The organism is Corynebacterium glyciniphilum AJ 3170 (assembly GCF_007673095.1).
GTDB lineage: Bacteria > Actinomycetota > Actinomycetes > Mycobacteriales > Mycobacteriaceae > Corynebacterium.
The window spans coordinates 1-16,192 of sequence record NZ_VDYZ01000026.1 but is presented as its reverse complement, the minus strand read 5'-3'; the positions used below and the strand labels follow the sequence as shown (position 1 = coordinate 16,192).

The 16,192-nt window shown below is 64.9% G+C and carries 14 protein-coding genes, 1 tRNA gene and 1 pseudogene; 12 read left to right on the top strand and 4 right to left on the bottom strand.

Features of this window, described 5'->3' with window-relative positions; all coding sequences use genetic code 11:
- A partial coding sequence (locus FS507_RS15925) for a pyruvate carboxylase (RefSeq protein WP_145943750.1) occupies positions 1–2,733 on the bottom strand: 2,733 nt, incomplete at its 3' end.
- A gap of 292 nt (positions 2,734–3,025) precedes the next feature.
- On the opposite strand from FS507_RS15925, the gene FS507_RS15920 reads away from it, so the two are divergent.
- The 5 genes and pseudogenes from FS507_RS15920 to FS507_RS18560 all read left to right on the top strand — a co-directional run.
- Positions 3,026–3,382 (top strand): hypothetical protein, encoded by a 357-nt coding sequence (locus FS507_RS15920; RefSeq protein ID WP_145943749.1) that lies wholly within the window; start codon positions 3,026–3,028, stop codon positions 3,380–3,382.
- 132 nt (positions 3,383–3,514) lie between these two features.
- A complete protein-coding gene (locus tag FS507_RS15915; protein WP_145943748.1) occupies positions 3,515–4,405 on the top strand; it encodes a cutinase family protein in 891 nt (296 codons plus the stop codon).
- Positions 4,406–4,490: 85 nt separating this feature from the next.
- Complete coding sequence (locus FS507_RS15910; RefSeq protein WP_145943747.1) at positions 4,491–5,210, top strand: FadR/GntR family transcriptional regulator; 720 nt, start codon at positions 4,491–4,493, stop codon at positions 5,208–5,210.
- 2 nt (positions 5,211–5,212) lie between these two features.
- Positions 5,213–6,436 (top strand): CynX/NimT family MFS transporter, encoded by a 1,224-nt coding sequence (locus FS507_RS15905; RefSeq protein WP_145943746.1) that lies wholly within the window; start codon positions 5,213–5,215, stop codon positions 6,434–6,436.
- Between the two features lie 66 nt (positions 6,437–6,502).
- A pseudogene (locus FS507_RS18560) lies at positions 6,503–7,021 on the top strand (phosphatase PAP2 family protein); the annotation flags it as partial.
- Between the two features lie 52 nt (positions 7,022–7,073).
- Here FS507_RS18560 and FS507_RS15895 read toward each other — a convergent pair.
- Positions 7,074–8,768 carry an AMP-binding protein gene (locus FS507_RS15895; protein ID WP_145943745.1) on the bottom strand — a complete coding sequence of 565 codons (1,695 nt, stop codon included), beginning with the start codon at positions 8,766–8,768 and terminating at the stop codon, positions 7,074–7,076.
- A 122-nt stretch (positions 8,769–8,890) separates the two neighbouring features.
- Between FS507_RS15895 and FS507_RS15890 the strand changes: the two genes are divergently transcribed.
- On the top strand, positions 8,891–9,472 hold the full coding sequence (locus FS507_RS15890) for a lipoprotein LpqH (RefSeq protein ID WP_186314732.1): 582 nt from the start codon (positions 8,891–8,893) through the stop codon (positions 9,470–9,472).
- A gap of 30 nt (positions 9,473–9,502) precedes the next feature.
- Here the strand turns inward: FS507_RS15890 and FS507_RS15885 are convergent, their stop codons facing one another.
- Positions 9,503–10,930, bottom strand: coding sequence for an alanine/glycine:cation symporter family protein (locus FS507_RS15885; protein ID WP_145943752.1), 1,428 nt, complete (start codon positions 10,928–10,930; stop codon positions 9,503–9,505).
- Positions 10,931–11,196: 266 nt separating this feature from the next.
- Here FS507_RS15885 and FS507_RS15880 point away from each other — a divergent pair, with 266 nt between their 5' ends.
- Positions 11,197–11,991: a DsbA family protein gene (locus FS507_RS15880; protein ID WP_145943743.1), complete on the top strand. Its 795-nt coding sequence runs from the start codon at positions 11,197–11,199 to the stop codon at positions 11,989–11,991.
- A 260-nt stretch (positions 11,992–12,251) separates the two neighbouring features.
- Here FS507_RS15880 and FS507_RS15875 read toward each other — a convergent pair.
- Positions 12,252–12,327 (bottom strand) — tRNA-Ala (locus FS507_RS15875).
- 200 nt (positions 12,328–12,527) lie between these two features.
- Here FS507_RS15875 and FS507_RS15870 point away from each other — a divergent pair.
- From FS507_RS15870 to nrdI, 5 genes are all read left to right on the top strand, one after another.
- Positions 12,528–13,142: a vitamin K epoxide reductase family protein gene (locus FS507_RS15870; protein ID WP_260853572.1), complete on the top strand. Its 615-nt coding sequence runs from the start codon at positions 12,528–12,530 to the stop codon at positions 13,140–13,142.
- A 213-nt stretch (positions 13,143–13,355) separates the two neighbouring features.
- Positions 13,356–13,478: a type B 50S ribosomal protein L36 gene (gene ykgO, locus FS507_RS15865; protein WP_012732041.1), complete on the top strand. Its 123-nt coding sequence runs from the start codon at positions 13,356–13,358 to the stop codon at positions 13,476–13,478.
- Positions 13,479–13,853: 375 nt separating this feature from the next.
- Positions 13,854–14,084, top strand: coding sequence for a glutaredoxin-like protein NrdH (gene nrdH, locus FS507_RS15860; protein WP_038549888.1), 231 nt, complete (start codon positions 13,854–13,856; stop codon positions 14,082–14,084).
- A 107-nt stretch (positions 14,085–14,191) separates the two neighbouring features.
- Entirely contained in the window at positions 14,192–15,517 is a 1,326-nt protein-coding gene (locus tag FS507_RS15855; RefSeq protein ID WP_145943742.1) for an MFS transporter, read from the top strand.
- Positions 15,518–15,542: 25 nt separating this feature from the next.
- Positions 15,543–15,986: a class Ib ribonucleoside-diphosphate reductase assembly flavoprotein NrdI gene (gene nrdI / locus FS507_RS15850; protein ID WP_145943741.1), complete on the top strand. Its 444-nt coding sequence runs from the start codon at positions 15,543–15,545 to the stop codon at positions 15,984–15,986.
- The last annotated feature ends 206 nt before the right edge of the window (positions 15,987–16,192 follow it).

The window sequence follows — 16,192 nt, the reverse complement described above, 5'->3', positions numbered from 1 at the left end:
ACCGGCACCGACGAGGTGCAGCGCGAGGTCACCGACGACCTTGGAGGACGGGGTGACCTTGGTGGGCCGGCCGAGTAGTTCGTTGACCCCGGCGTAGGCGTTTTCGATCAGCTCGAACCGGTCCCCCAACCCCAGCGCGGTGGCCTGGGTACGCAGGTTGGACAATTGTCCGCCGGGGATCTCATGGGTGTACACCCGCCCGGTCGGGCCGGTCAGCCCGGACTCGAACGGGGCGTACACCGCGCGCACGGCCTCCCAGTAGGGCTCCATCGAGTTCACCGCATCCAGGCTGATGCCGGTGTCCCGGTCGGTGTTCGCGAAGGCGGCGACGATACCCGACAGTGACGGCTGCGAGGTCGTGCCCGCCAGTGCGGCACTGGCACCGTCGACGGCGTCGACGCCGGCCTCGGCGGCGGCGAGGTAGGTCGCCAGCTGACCACCGGCGGTGTCGTGGGTGTGCAGGTGCACCGGCACATCGAAGTTTTCCCGTAGTGCGGTGACCAGCCTGGTGGCCGCGGCGGGGCGTAGTAGTCCGGCCATGTCCTTGATCGCCAGGATGTGGGCACCGGAGTTCACGATCTGTTCGGCCAACCGTAGGTAGTAGTCCAGGGTGTAGAGCGTCTCGCCCGGGTTGGACAGGTCCCCGGAGTAGGCCATCGCGACTTCGACGACGGCGGTGCCTGTGTCCAGTACGGCGTCGATGGCGGTGCGCATCTGGGTGGTGTCGTTGAGGGCGTCGAAGATGCGGAAGATGTCCACTCCGCTGGCGGCGGCTTCGGCGACGAACTTCTGTGCGACGATGTCGGGGTAGGGGGTGTAGCCGACGGTGTTGCGTCCGCGCAGCAGCATCTGGATGGTGGTGTTCGGCATCGCGGTACGCAGCTGGTCGAGGCGGTCCCACGGGTCTTCGTGGAGGAACTGCAGGGCGACATCGTAGGTCGCCCCGCCCCAGGCCTCGACACTGAGCAGTTCGGGGGTCAGGTGGGCCACAGCCTCGGCGGCGTCGACCAGTGGGTTGGTGCGCACGCGGGTGGCCAGCAGGGACTGGTGGGCGTCGCGGAAGGTGGTGTCGGTGACACCGAGGGCGGACTGGGTGCGCAGTTGGCGGGCGAATTCGGCGGGGCCGAGCTGCAGCAGCCGGTCGCGGTTGCCGCGGGGCAGGGCGGTGTCGTCGGTGTTGTCGCCGGTGTGGCGGGCGTCCTTGTCCGGCACGGCGTCGGGCAGCTTGCGGTGGGGGACCACGTCGGTGGGACGGGTCCCGTTGGGCTTGTTGACGGTGACATCAGCCAGGTAGTCCAGGATCCGGCCGGGTTCGTCGTCGGCCGGTGGGGCGGTGAGCAGGTGCGGGTGGTCGGTGATAAACGAGGTGGCGATGCGGTGGTGGCGGAAGTCGTCCTCGCGCAGCATCGCACGCAGAAAGCCGATGTTGGTGGCGACCCCGGAGACGGTGAACTCGGCCAGGGCGCGTTCGGCCCGGGTGACGGCCTGGGCGAAGTCGGCGCCACGGCAGGTCATTTTCACCAGCATGGAGTCGAAGTGGGCGGTGATCTCCCCGCCCAGTGAGGCGGCCCCGTCGAGGCGGACCCCCGCCCCGCCCGGGGAGCGGTAGGCGGTGATCGTACCGGTGTCGGGCCGAAAACCGTTGGAGGGGTCCTCGGTGGTGATACGGCACTGCAGTGCCGCACCGCGGGTGACGATGGTGTCCTGGCGCAGGCCCAGATCATCCAGGGTCGCGCCGGCGGCGAGGTGCATCTGGGATTTGACCAGGTCGATCTGGGTGACCTCCTCGGTGACGGTGTGCTCGACCTGGATGCGCGGGTTCATCTCGATGAAGACGTGGTTGCCGTCCTCGTCGACGAGGAATTCGACGGTGCCGGCGCCGCGGTAGTTGATGGATTCGCAGAAACGGACCGCGTCGGCGCAGATCGTCTCGCGCAACTCGGGGTCGAGGTGCTGGGCGGGGGCGATCTCCACGACTTTCTGGTGGCGGCGTTGCAGGGAGCAGTCACGCTCGTAGAGGTGGATGACGTTGCCGGCGCCGTCGCCGAGGATCTGGACTTCGATGTGCTGGGGGTTGATCACCGCACGTTCGATGTAGACCCTCGGGTCGCCGAAGGCGGCTTCGGCTTCGCGGGAGGCTTCAGCAGCCCGGTCGGCCAGTTCGTCGGCGGTGGCGACAAAGCGCATGCCGCGGCCGCCGCCGCCGGCGACGGCTTTGACGAACAGGGGGTAGGTGCGCCCGTCGGCGTAGGAGACGAGTTGTTCGATGTCGGCGCTGGGCGGTGAGTCATCCAGGATGGGCAGGCCGGCTTTTTTGGCGGCGTCGACGGCGGCGGCTTTGTCGCCGGTGAGGTCCAGGGTGTCCGGGTCGGGGCCGATGAAGGTGATGTTGTTGTCGGCGCAGCGTCGGGCCAGGTGCGCGTTTTCGGACAGGAAGCCGTAGCCGGGGTAGATCGCGTCGGCGCCGGTTTGTACCGCGGCGCGGATGATTTCGTCGATGTCGAGGTAGGCCTTGACTGGGGAGCCTTGCGCGCCGATGCGTACGGCTTCGGAGGCGAACGAGCGGTGGAAGGAGTTGCGGTCTTCGCGTGGGTAGACCGCGACGGTGGATGCGCCGGTTTCGAAGGCGGCGCGGAAGGCCCGCACGGCGATTTCGCCGCGGTTGGCGACGAGAATCTTGGAGAAGGCGGGTAGTGCTGTGGTGGTGCCGGTGTGGGTCGCAGGGTCAGCCATGTGAGGCGTCCTTTCAGTGAAGGGTGATGCAGGTCTCACTAAGATTGTAAGACAATACATGTCGTATCGTAAAACAGTTTGCCATGCCGCTGCAGGCGGAGTTGCGGGATGCTTGAGAGGTGTCGGGTGATGTGACCTGCGGGATGGGGGTCGGGCGACGTTAGTCACATTGTCTTACATTTCCTTGGTCGCAGTGGATAGGGGCACTACAGTCGTTCGAGGAAAAGCGCACGCGCACTTCGTCGTGTGTGCATCGATACGACCTCAGGACAGAGGCGAAGGAGGACACGGCATGACCGTCAAGGCATACGCGCATAACACAGACATCCGCGTGGATTACGACATTGAGACCCCGGCGGTCGCCGCCGTCCAGCCAAAGGCGGCTGACTGGCTCTCCCGTAATATGACGGGTAGTGCCGACCTCGCTACACGCTTCGGACGTGGAGTTGTACTTGCCGGTGCGGTGTTCGTAGCGGCAGTCGTCTTCAGCCTCGGGCAACTGTATGAGGCAATGGTTGCCGTAGATGCTTCAGCCGGGTCGACAGCATCGACGCTGTCGGCAGTGGGTGCAGGTGTCGCAGTGGTCGCGGCCGTGGTGTTCGCCGTGATCTTCCGCGTCAGTTCGCACAAGGCAAATCCAAACAGGTAGGCGTATGAGAGTGGCTCCGCCACGATAGGTAGTCCCCCGGTTGTGCTCCGTGCCACCGGGGGATTGTCTATAATCCAGTGGTTGTCTTTCGGTAGTGGTCTTCTGCCTGTCTTCCTTTCTCCAGGAGTGTCCGTGCGTCTCAATCTCTCCCACCGCCGTCGCGGAATCCGTTCGGCTGTCGGTGCTGCAGCTGCTGCTCTCGCCGTCGCTGTCGTCAGTGCGCCGGTGGCTTCCGCGATCGGGTTCTCCACCGGTGTCGTGGCGACTCCGGCCATCCCACGGTGTGAGCCGGACATCGTCGTGATCGTGCCAGGTGGCGGCCAGTCAGCGCCCGGAATGCCCGACAATCTGCCCGTGGGTGCCTACACCTCGGATCTCGGGGCGATGCTCGAGACGTTCGGGACATCCACGACCCGGACGGTTGCCTACAACGCCGTCCCGTTCGTCTCGACGGCGTACACGCAGATCCAGGCGGACGGCATCGCCAAGACCCGTCAGTTGATCGCAGGTACGGCGGCCCAGTGCCCTTCGTCGACGATCAGCCTGGCGGGTTACTCTCTCGGCGCGGACGTGGCGTCCCGGGTGGCTGCGGACATCGGGCACGGACGTGGCCCGATCGCTGCGGAGAAGTTCGGCTCCGCAGCGGTGATCTCCAGCCCCAACCGTGGCGCAGGTTCGGTGGAGGGCGGCAGCGCCCGTGGTGGGGAAGGGGTCTTCGGTGCCCTTCCCGGCGGCTACGGAGAGACCGCTGATCGGGTCATGGACATCTGTGACGACCGTGACTACATCTGCAACTCTGACGAGCGCACGAAGAACACGCGCGGCCGTGCCGAGGCGATCACCCAGATGACTGCCCTTGACCAGGGGTTGAACGGGAGTTCTGGCATCCGCGGGGTGGACAACCGGAGCATGGTCGCCGAAGTCCCGTTCGGGCTTGCACCCGGGCAGTACGCCCACGTCTCCAGCTACGGCGGGAATGGCGGAGTTAACCCCGCCTACGGGTTCCTGAAACGTCACTTCTGAGTCCAGGGTCGAATCCGTTCCGGTGAGTGACGCCGACAGGAAGTAAATGTAGGACATTTGGCTATTTCCTGTTAGGCTGCCCTCTATGCCTAGAATCGATCCGCAACGTACCCTGTCTGAACGGGTTGCCGACCAGCTCCGCGACCGGATCGCGGCCGGCGAGTTCCCGGTCGGCACACTGATCCCGACAGAGAACGAACTCGCCGAGGAAATGGGCGTCAGCCGCAACAGCGTCCGTGAGGCGCTGCGGGCGCTGGTGCACGCAGGAATGCTCGGAGCCCGAGCTGGCTACGGCACATTCGTTACCGCGACCAGTGACCTTGCGCCCACGCTCGCCCGTCACATCGACCGGGACCGGGAACAGGATGTGGCGGAGGTCCGGGCCATCCTTGAACGCGAGGGGGCCCGTTATGCAGCTCTGCGTGCCACCGACTCCCAGGTCGAGGCGTTGGAGACAGCTCTCCTCGCACGCTCGGACGCTTCCGACGAAGATTCCTACGCTGCCACCGACATCGCATTTCACCGTCTGCTCATGGAAGCGTCCGGTAACGCCCTCCTGGCGGAGCTCTACCGCGGAGTGGGAGGTAACGAACAGGCGCTCATGCATTTCACTCCGGCAGAGATCGATTTCGCCGAGCGATCGGGTGCAATTGCCGACATCGATGCCGAGCATGCCGCCATCGTCCGTGCGGTTGCCGACCATGATCCGGAGGAGGCGGCAGCAGCCGCAGAGCAGGCGGTGTTCAAGGTCCAGCAGTACACCACGTCGCGTCAGGAGCTAGACGGCACAGGGGAAGGTCGATAGTCATGACAGATACATCTTCCAGTTCCACGGAGCGAAGCGGGATCAACCGGCTTGGTTCCGGTGTCCCTGTTGCTTTGGTGGTCGTCGGTATCCTGCTTGTCGCCGGTAATCTGCGCGCGGCGATCACCACAGTCGGACCTGTCCTCACAGGAATCGAGGATGACCTCGGTATCTCCTCGTCTGCGGCCTCCTTCCTTGTCAGCCTCCCCCTGTTGGCATTCGCTGTGGTGTCCCCACTGGTGCCTCGGGTTGCCCACCGGTTCGGGTTGGAACGCATCATCGTCATCGCGCTGGCCGGGCTTGCCGTCGGCCTCGTGGTGCGTTCCACTCCGCCGATCGCTCTACTCTGGATCGGGACGACACTCGTCGGCGTCGCTATCGCCGTCCTCAACGTCGTTCTTCCTGCACTGGTGAAACGGGACTTTCCCACGAAGATCGGACAGGTCACCGGTGCTTACTCAGCCGTGCAGTCGGGCTTTGCGGCCGTCGCCGCCGGAGTGGCGGTGCCGGTGGCCGGTCTCACAGCACTGGGGTGGCGACTGCCCCTGGCAATGTGGGCAGGCCTCGCTCTCATAGCCATGGGCGTCGTCCTTCCACAACTGCGGAAATCCTCACCGACGGCCGCCGTCCCGGCACCTCCGGTCGCTGCCGGGACGGCTCCGGTGTGGCGTCGGGCACTGGCCTGGCAGGTCGCGGCATTCATGGGCCTCCAGTCGACGAACTACTACGTACTTGTCACGTGGCTCCCGTCCATCGAACAGGACGCCGGAATCAGTGGCACCACCGCAGGTACGCATCAGTTCCTCTTCAATGTGTTCGGCATCGCGGGAAGCCTCTGTTGTTCAGCGTTGTTGGCCCGTCTCCGCGACCAGCGGGTACTCGGCATCATCATCCCCGTGACTCTCCTCATCGCAGTACTCGGAATTCTCGTCGCACCCGGCTTGACCGGGGTGTGGGCATGCATTGCCGGTATCGGTGGCGGGGCCAGCATCGTCCTGTCCCTTTCATTGTTCGGCCTGCGCGCCCGGCACCACACCACTGCCGCGTCGTTGTCCGGAATGGCGCAGTCCGTCGGTTACATCCTCGCTGCGCTTGGGCCGGTTCTCGTCGGTGCGCTGCATGACGCCACCGGGTCGTGGACTCCTGCATTGAGCGTGCTTGTCGTTGTAGACCTGGCGATGCTTTGTGCCGGCGTCCTTGCAGGGCGGAACCGGACGGTCGACTGATACGGAGCCAGCCTCCCCACCGCTGACTGGGGATCCGGGGGGAGAAGGTTGGTAGCGTTCAGCGCAATGTCGAGATCAGTTTTCGCTCCACGTATTGTCGGCGCCGTCATCCTTGTGCTGGTACTGACGGCTGTCACGACCTACCCGGCACGGGACACGTTGTACCGGACCGTGGCTGAGGGGACTGCGGGGTCACCGCTCAGTGGCATGGTCGAGGTGTTCACCGAAGCGGGCCTTCTCGCTCTCGTCGCGACAGCGGGAATCATCGCGGTATGGGCACTGGTGCGTGACCATGAGGTACTGCGTCGACTGGTGATCGGGGGAGTGGGTGTCATCGCCGCATACCTGATCAGTGAGGTCACGAAGAATATCGTGCAGGAGGCCCGGCCCTGCTCTGCCGGGGACGTCGCCACCGTGCTGTCCTGCCCGGAGGCGGGAAGTTGGGCGTGGCCGTCGAACCACTCCACCCTTGCGGCGGCTTTCGCGGTGGCCTGTGCCTTCGCTCTGCCGAAGCTCGGGTGGTTCACCGTCCCGCTGGCCGTCGCCGCAGCCTTCAGCCGTGTCGCGGCAGGTGTCCATTACGTGCACGACGTCGCCACGGGGCTGGCGCTGGGCCTGGCCGTCGTCGTACTGGTCGCTATCCTTCTCGATCGTGTGGTGCCTCGCGTGGATTCTCTCCCTGGTGCTCGCTCTTTGCCTCGTCACGCAGCACGTTCTTCCGGACCTTCCCCGTCGAGGTCCGGGGCAGCTCCTCGATGACCCGGTAGTCCCGCGGTACCTTGTAGCCGGCGATCAGCCCGCGGCAGTGGTCGATCACCGTCTGCTCGAGGGCCGCGTCCGGCTCGACACCGGGGGAGACGACGACATAGGCGCGCAGAGCCTCACCCCATGTGTCGTCGGGAACACCGATGACGGAGACGTCCGCAATCGAGGGGTGACTGATGATCGCCTGTTCCACCTCGATGGTGGAGATGTTCTCCCCACCCGAGATCACCACGTCCTTGGCCCGGTCGAGGACCTGGATGTAACCGTCCGGGTGTTTCACCGCGAGGTCCCCGGAATGGAACCACCCACCGAGGAAAGCCTCCGCGGTCGCGTCCGGGTTGTGGAAGTACTCGCGCATGACGATATTGCCGCGCATCACGACCTCGCCCATGGTCTCTCCGTCCTGCGGTACATCGACCAACGTCACGTCCTGCGGAGCGTTCTTCGCGACCTGTTCGACCACACGGACCTCCTCGCTGGTGACCATCGCCAGGCCCTGGCGGGACTTCAGCGTCGCCCGCTCCGCTGTACTGAGTGTGGACCATTCCGGCTGCGGGGCGCAGGCTACGGTGGGGCCGTAGGTCTCCGTGAGCCCGTAGACGTGGATGACATCGATGCCGAGGTCCTCACAGGCACTGATCACCGTCGGGCTCGGCGGGGCTCCGGCCGTGGCGATCGACAACGTGCTGACCTCGTGTGCTTCTGCAGCGCCCACGATCGTGGCGAGAACCGCGGGAGCACCGCACAGGCTTGTGACACCTTCGTCGTCAATCAGGCGCCAGATCTCCGGTCCGCGCACCGCCCGCAGAGCGATCTGCGTCGCGGAGGCAGCCATTGCCGCCCACCCGGTGCACCACCCCGAGCAGTGGAACATCGGGAGCGTCCACAGGTACACGGTGTCGCGGGTGTAGGTGTGCGTCATGACCATGCCCAGCGCGGCAAGGTACGCGCCACGATGGGTGTAGACGACGCCTTTCGGACGCCCCGTCGTCCCCGACGTGTAGTTGATGGCGATGGCGGCGTCCTCGTCATCGACGGTGAAGGTCAGCGGGACATCGTCCTCCGCACGTCCCTCTCCCTCGGCGAGATAGGCGTCGAAGGTGGTGACCACCCCGGAATCCGGGAAACGGGGTTCCGGTTGCGAGCCGTCCTCGTTGTGGATGAGGACGAAAGTGTCCACCAGACCGGCACTGCCCAGGGTCCGACGACAGGCGAGGATGAGATCCTGTTCCCCGAACAGCGTGCCGATCCCGGCGTGATCGCAGATGTAGCGGACTTCCGCCGGCGCCAGGCGGGTGTTGATCGGGACCAGCACACCCCCGGCCAGGGGGACGGCGAACTGCGCGAGGAGGGCCTCGTAACTGTTCGCCGCGAGCATGCCGACCCGTCCTCCGGGGCGCAGCCCGCGGCGGAGGAGGGCGCGGGCGAGGCGGAGTGCGTCCGCGCGCATCTCGGCGAAGGAGATGCGACGGGGGCCGTCGACACATGCGGTCCGGTCCGGGTAGATCGTGGCGCTGCGGTCCAGGAACCGGAGCGGGGTGAGGGCGACGTTCAGTCCGGCGGTCATGGGTGTCCTCGGGGTAGGAGACGGTTTCCCAGAGGATAGCGCCCCGCGCTGACGCGGCGGCGGTGAAACCTGAACTTCCTCTATTATCGAACGGGAAACATTCGCCGAGGGAAGGAACCGCCGTGAACATCCGCACTACCCGCCGACGTACCGCCGCCGCAGCACTGGGGATCGCCGTCGTCGGTGCGCTCACCGCCTGCAGTGACGGTAACGGTGGTGACAACGCCTCGGGCACCGCTGCCCCGGAGACGGTCACCGAGACGGTCACCGCCGAGCAGGGCGCCCCGTCGGACACCACATCAGACAGTGCAACGGAAAGCGAGACCCGGAGCTCGGAGAACAGTTCCGCAGGTGGCGGCGGCAGCGTCGCCACGCTGGTCTTCGACGGAACCGACCTCGCGTCGCAGTTCACCGAGGTGCAGTGCAGGGAGGACGGTTCGGACGAGTTCGAGATCGACCTCTGGAACGACGACAGGACGGACCATGTCGAGGTGGATCTCGACGTCCGGGACCAGCCGCGGGTCGACGGACTCGGTGTGGACCGTGAAGGCAAGGAGTGGGAGTCCACCGATGCCCAGGAGCGCGACGCCACCGTCGAGGTCGACGGCGACACCTACCGCGTGAACGGCCAGCTGGAAGTCGATGACGACCATCCCGACGCCGGTGACGTGGCCGACCTCGAGCTTGAGGTCAGCTGCGCCTGACGGGGGCATGTCTCCCGGGTGCTGACGGGGTCAGCGCCACGGGGACTTCTGCTCGATGAGGAACTTCTCGACGTCGGTCGCCGAGGCCTTGAGCTTCGGGTCGAAGTCCAGGTACGCCTTGGTCTCCCGGGCGATGAGGCCCGAGAGGATGAGGAGCCCGACCAGGTTCGGTAGCGCCATCAGCCCGTTTGCCAGGTCCGAGAAGGTCCAGGCGACGTTGAGTTCCATGGTCGCGCCGACGACAACCACGCAGGTGAACAGGATCCGGTAGGGGACCGTGGCGTAGTCGCCGAAGATCCGCTGCGCACTGCGCTCTCCGTAGTAGGACCAGCCCAGGATGGTGGAGAAGGCGAAGAAGACGATGGAGATGGTCACGATGTAACCGCCCCAGTCACCGGGCAGTGCGGCGGCGAAGGCATCGCTGGTCATGGTTCCCGCGCGGTCCTCGCCCTGGTCCCACACACCGCTGGAGATGATGACCAGACCGGTGAAGGACACCACGATGATGGTGTCGATGAAGGTCTGGGTCATGGACACCAGGCCCTGACGCACCGGGTGGGTGGTCTTCGCAGCGGCGGCGGCAATGGCGGCGGAGCCCATGCCGGACTCATTGGAGAAGATGCCCCGTGCCGCACCCATCTGCAGGGCGAGGAGGATTCCGGAACCGACGAATCCGCCGACGGCTGCGGTCCCGGAGAAGGCGTCGGTGAAGATCAGACCGATGGCCTCCGGGATGTTCTGCGCGTTGACGGTCAGCACCGCCAGTCCGCCGATGATGTAGACCGCGATCATCAACGGGACGAAGCCGGACGTGACCTGGCCGATGGCCTTGATCCCGCCGAGCAGGACGGCGCCGATCAGGATGAACAGGACGATGCCGGTGATCGTCGGGTCGATCCCGAAGGAGTTCTCCAGGTTCTCGGAGACCGCATTGGCCTGGGTCATGTTGCCGATGCCGAAGGAGGCGATCACTGCAGCGATGGCGAAGAACCACGCGAGGAACTTCCCCAGCGGCCCCTTGATGCCCCGCTCCAGGTAACGTTGGGGGCCACCGGACATGTTTCCCTTGCCGTCGGTGACACGGAACCGGACGCCCAGGAACGCCTCGGAGTACTTGGACGCCATGCCTAGGAGGCCGGTGACCCACATCCAGAACAGTGCGCCCGGACCACCGATGGAGATCGCGGTCGCCACACCGACGATGTTGCCGACGCCGACGGTAGCGGCCAGTGCCGTGGTCAGAGCCTGGTACTGGGAGATGTCACCCTTACCTCCGTCATCCTCCCGGTCGAGGAGACCGAGACGTAGGGCCGGAAACAACTTCCGGAACTGGACGCCCCGTAACCGGATGGTGAGGACAAAGCCGGTGGCGAAGAGCAGGGGTATGAGGAGCCAGGGGCCCCAGACGAAGGAGGCGGTGGCGCTCAGGCCGTCTTCGAAGCCCGAGGCGAGCAGCATGTCGGTTGTTTGCATGAGAGAAAGATATCCTGCCGGTGTTTCCGTGAGGTAATGAACAGTGAAGTTTTTCTTTCCGGGGGTGGGGGAGGTTTCAGCTGTGCACCCACTGTGAGCCGGAGAGCCGTGCATGCCAGTTTGCTGGGAATGGGGACCTGCGGGGCGGCGCCGTGTGGATATACGCCGAGGACGACCGCTAGGGTAGACGCGGTCACGTCCTGCGAAAACGTCGGGACGAGGAGAGAGAACACCGTGAAAGGTTGAGGTTTGTGAGTCAGAAGATCAAGGCGCCGAACGACAAGAACCGGAGTTTCCTCTGGGGGATCGTGGCGCTCGTCGTCATCTGCGTGGTGTTCATCGGTTTCATGGTCTTCAACGGCCGGAAGAGCACCGATGTCGAACTCAGTGCCGCGGATGTGTCTTTCTCGGTCGCAGTGGAGGACGGCGTGGTCCAGCTTCGTTCCGATGACGTCGCCGATGGTGCACCCACGGCTGACGTCTACGAGGACTACAGCTGCACCCACTGTGCCGATCTTGTCGAGGCGGACAGTGAGTCCATGGAGGGTGCTCTGGACGCGGGTGACATGAACGTCAACCTCCACACCGTCAACTTCCTCGACAGCAACGGCAATGAGTCCTCGTCCCGGACCGGCGCAGTGGCATTGGCCATCGCCGAGACCGGCGACGCCGGGGCGTTCTGGGCGTTCCACGAGAAGGCGTTCGGTGACCAGGCCGAGGTCGCGCGGGACTGGCGTTTCGACGAGCTTGCCGATGCAGCAGAGCAGCTCGGTGTGGACAGTGAGGTCGTGGATTCGATCCGCGATGAGTCGGTGATGGACCAGTACCAGCCGAACCTTCAGGCTAACGGCGATCGCTTGCGGGAGCTCATGGGAGACCAGGCAGGAACGCCGGCGCTGTACGTCGACGGTGAGTACCTCACCGTCGAACGCGATCCTGAGGACCCGTCGAAGCTGAAGGACTGGGTGCCGGATGTCATCGGCGGCGAGGCCGGCGACGCTCCGCAGGAGTCCGCGACGGAGACTGAGTCGTCTGAGGCTGAGTAGGCCCGAGTAACCGGGCGACGGGACGCCCCCGCACATCGCTGTCTTCTCTCCACGGCGATGGCGGGGGCGTCGCGCTGTTCCGGCTCGACCGTCGGTGTGCTGACTGCTGTGGGACAGAACCCTGGGGGTGGTTTCTGGCCAGGAGACCAACCAGGGACGGTCGTCTCAGGTGGTGGTGATGGCTCCCCGACCCACGCCTGCACATACGGAAAGAGGTCCGGCCCTCGCTCTCCCCAGGGAGAACGAGGGCCGGACCTCTGTGGTGGAGCTAAGGGGACTCGAACCCCTGACCCCCACACTGCCAGTGTGGTGCGCTACCAGCTGCGCCATAGCCCCGTTCGCTGTAGTGAAGAAGGTGACTTCCTCGCTGCGGACGAGATATAACGTACCCCAGCTCTCTCTGGCGGTGCAAACCAGCAGGTGAATGCGGTGAGAGGTGGGTTACAGATGTTGTGGTTCCGGTGACCGTATGTGCGAGAATTGCAGGTACAGCCATGGCGGTCACCGTGTCCGCTCCGGACCTGATGGGAGATCCAGTGAGTGCAGCAGTAGAGACGCGTCCCGAGACGCGCGCCCCGGGCCTCTGGGGTGCGTCGAAGCTTTATTCTGCGGGACTGGTCCTGTTCGGTGTCATCGGACTGTTCATGTCCGGTCTGATTCTCTACGACAAGATCAAGCTTCTCCAGGACGCCGGGTTCACGCCGGCCTGCACACTGAATGACGTCGTCTCCTGTACCGACGTCATGAACTCCAGTCAGGCCTCCGCATTCGGGATCCCCAACCCTTTCATCGGGCTCGTCGGCTTCGCTGTCGTGCTGACCATCGGCATGGCGTTGCTGGCTGGGGCGCGGTTTCGTGCGTGGTTCTGGTACGGCTTCCTCGTCGGGCTGATTTTCGCCGTCTGTTTCGTGCACTGGCTCGCCTATGAGGCTGTCTACGAGATCGAGGCGCTGTGCCCGTACTGCATGGTGGTGTGGGCCGTGGTGCTTCCGCTGTTCGTGTCGACGGTCGTTCGTGTCGCGCGTTCCCGGAGTCTGGACCGTGGGGACGAGCCGACATCTGGTCTGGCGGCAGTCGGGATGCCGACGGCGGTCGTGCTGGTCTGGTACCTCGGCTTCGCGGCACTCATTCTGCAGCAGTTCGTGTTCTGATGCCGCACGCTCACTGCACCGGTTTGGTTGAGGCACTGTCTGCGGCTAAACTGTCGTGCTGTGTCGCGACCCGGCCCGCCGGGCTCGCACGTTGTTTCTCCGGACAGCTCTCTTCGGTCCGGGAAGCCTGATCAATTCCGATCAATCACGATCAACACCGCGCCGAGGTTCTGTGTGAGCAGCCCGGGGCGCACGACGAGAAAGGAGCGCCCGATGAAGGTCCGTAAGTCCCTTCGGTCGCTGAAGAACAAGCCGGGCGCCCAGGTTGTCCGCCGCCACGGCAAGGTCTTCGTGATCAACAAGAAGGATCCGCGTTTCAAGGCTCGCCAGGGCTAGACCCGCGGTTCCGTCGTTGAACCCCTCCCAACTGTCCCTCGCAGGGCTGTCGGGAGGGGTTCTTCGTATGCGGGGAGGGGGACACCCGTGGACGGACATGGATGGAATTACAACCGTGATTTTTCGGCCCAACATGTAGTGTCGACACCGCTCGGCCACCTGCGAATACTCGACTTGTAACTACCACATATTGTATTTCATCACTGTAATCACCCCAATATCTCGTGGAAGATTGGGTTGTGCCCCGCTCTGATCCCGGTGTAGTGTCGTCGTCATCAGCCCGGCAGGGGCGTGGCACCGGGCTTCCCGGTGGCCCCGCTGAGCCGGGCCCCTCACCGCAGAACAGTCCACCGTTATTTTCCAGGGAGTGCCTCGATGATCACCGTCTACACCAAGCCCGCCTGCGTCCAGTGCACCGCCACCAAGAGGGCTCTCGACAAGGCCGGGCTTGACTACGAGATGGTCGACATCAGCCTCGATGACGAGGCCCGTGACTACGTCATGGCCCTCGGCCACCTGCAGGCCCCGGTCGTGGTCACCGAGGACGCCCACTGGTCGGGCTTCCGTCCCGACCGCATCAAGGCGCTGGACGCCGCAGCGGCCTGATCCGGGCCCCGAGGGGCAGGAACACCACCGGGAAGGGAGCTGCAATGCGCAGCGTCCTTCCCTCTTTTTATGTCTGATCGTTAACGAACCCCTGGAGTGGTGTTTTCATGGCTTCGCGCTCTGCACGCCGTTCGGGCAGGACGGTTTTCCGGTCGATCCTGGCCGACACCACACCGCTGCAGTCACCACATTTCCGCCGGTTGTGGACCGCCAACATCATCACGGTGATCGGTGCCCAGCTCAATGTCATCGTCGTTCCCGCACAGATCTACTCGATCACCGGCAGCTCCGGTTATGTGGGACTGGCCGGTGCCTTCGGCCTGGTGCCGCTGATCATCTTCGGTCTCTACGGTGGCGCACTGGCGGACATGATGGACCGACGTCGCCTGCTGATGATCACCACGATCGGGCTGATCGTCACCGCCGTCGCATTCTGGGCGCAGGCGGCCTCCGGTGTCGACAACGTCTGGCTGCTGTTGAGCATCTTCGCTCTCCAGCAGGCGTTCTTCGCCGTCAACCAGCCGACGCGCACCGCGATCACCGCACGTATCGTCCCGGACGGGTCCATCGCCGCGGCCGTGTCGCTGAACATGACGGTCCAGCAGGCCGGGGCCATCGTCGGCCCTATCCTCGGTGGACTGCTGATCCCGGTGACCGGGTTCGCCCTGCTCTACCTGCTCGACGCGTTCTGTCTGGCGGCGACGTTGTGGGCGGTGGCGAAGCTTCCGGCGCTGCCCCCGGACCTCGGGGATTCGACGGCGCCCCGTCGACGCACCCCCGGATTCCGCAGTATCGCCGAGGGCTTCATCTACCTGGCGGCCATGCCGATCCTGTTGATGAGCTTCGTCATCGATCTCATCGCCATGGTTTTCGGCATGCCGAGGGCGTTGATCCCCCAGATCTCCACCGTGGACTTCGGTGAGACCGGGGACGGAGGGCTCTTCTACGCGCTGCTCTTCGCCGCCGTCCCTCTGGGGGCCGTGCTCGGCGGGGTCTTCTCCGGTGCGGTGACACGGCTTCGCCGTCAGGGAGTGGGCATCGTGGTGTCCGTGCTCTGCTGGGGCGTCGCGATCATCGTCATGGGGCTCGCCGTCAATCTCGCCGACGGCCGCGCCGGACTGTGGGCCTGGGTCGCGGTCGTGGCTTTCGTCATCGGCGGTGTCGCCGACATGTTCTCCTCAGTGCAACGCTCAGCGATGCTCCAGGAGGCGGCGGACGACCGGATGCGGGGGCGTCTTCAGGGCGTGTTCCTGATCGTGGTCGCCGGCGGGCCGCGGTTGGCCGACATGTTGCACGGCTGGGCGGGCTCCCTGTTCACCGCGGGGACCGCGACGCTCGTCGGCGGCGTCCTCGTTGTTGTCGGTACCATCGTCGCTGTAGCGGTGGTCCCGTCCTTCCTGAAGTACATTCCCGCTCGGTTCGCCGAGAAGTAGAGAGAAATAGAAAGGACAGTCACCCATGCTCATCGTCTATTTTTCCTCCACCACGCGGAACACCGACCGTTTCGTCCGCAAGCTGGGCCTGCCTGCCGCCCGGATTCCGCTCCGGCGCACGGAACCTGACCTGACGGTGGACGAGCCTTTCGTCCTGATCTGCCCGACATACGGCGGGGGAGCGTCGATCACCGGCGACAACTCGCGTCCTGTCCCGAAGCAGGTCATCCGCTTCCTCAACGACCCGTCCAACCGGTCCCTGCTCCGGGGCGTGATCGCGTCGGGCAACCTGAACTTCGGTGAGGACTTCTGCAGGGCAGGTGAGGTCATCGCCGCGAAGTGCGGTGTCCCTTATCTCTACCGGTTCGAACTGATGGGGACGCCGACGGATGTCGCCCGGGTCAGTGAAGGACTGTCCGGGTTCGAGGACTCGCTCCGGCAGGACGGTCGCTGGGAGGCTGTCGCATGACATAGGCCGCCGACTCCAGTAGACATAGACAGACACAGACAGACACAGACAGACACACCATCTTTTTCACAACGGGGAGAGCCATGACCACCGATCTCGGGAAGACCGTCGCAGAGCCGGTCCAGCAGGCCGATCAGTTGGACTACCACCAGCTCAATGCGCTGCTCAATCTGTACGATGCCGACGGTCAGATCCAGTTCGACAAG

Excerpts from the sequence above, each read along its gene's own strand:
- FS507_RS15920 (WP_145943749.1), top strand. The coding sequence starts at position 3,026 with ATGACCGTCAAGGCATACGCGCATAACACAGACATCCGCGTGGATTAC.
- FS507_RS15910 (WP_145943747.1), top strand. The coding sequence starts at position 4,491 with ATGCCTAGAATCGATCCGCAACGTACCCTGTCTGAACGGGTTGCCGAC.
- FS507_RS15905 (WP_145943746.1), top strand. The coding sequence starts at position 5,213 with ATGACAGATACATCTTCCAGTTCCACGGAGCGAAGCGGGATCAACCGG.
- FS507_RS15895 (WP_145943745.1), bottom strand. The coding sequence starts at position 8,768 with ATGACCGCCGGACTGAACGTCGCCCTCACCCCGCTCCGGTTCCTGGAC.
- FS507_RS15885 (WP_145943752.1), bottom strand. The coding sequence starts at position 10,930 with ATGCTGCTCGCCTCGGGCTTCGAAGACGGCCTGAGCGCCACCGCCTCC.
- ykgO (WP_012732041.1), top strand. The coding sequence starts at position 13,356 with ATGAAGGTCCGTAAGTCCCTTCGGTCGCTGAAGAACAAGCCGGGCGCC.
- nrdH (WP_038549888.1), top strand. The coding sequence starts at position 13,854 with ATGATCACCGTCTACACCAAGCCCGCCTGCGTCCAGTGCACCGCCACC.
- FS507_RS15855 (WP_145943742.1), top strand. The coding sequence starts at position 14,192 with ATGGCTTCGCGCTCTGCACGCCGTTCGGGCAGGACGGTTTTCCGGTCG.
- nrdI (WP_145943741.1), top strand. The coding sequence starts at position 15,543 with ATGCTCATCGTCTATTTTTCCTCCACCACGCGGAACACCGACCGTTTC.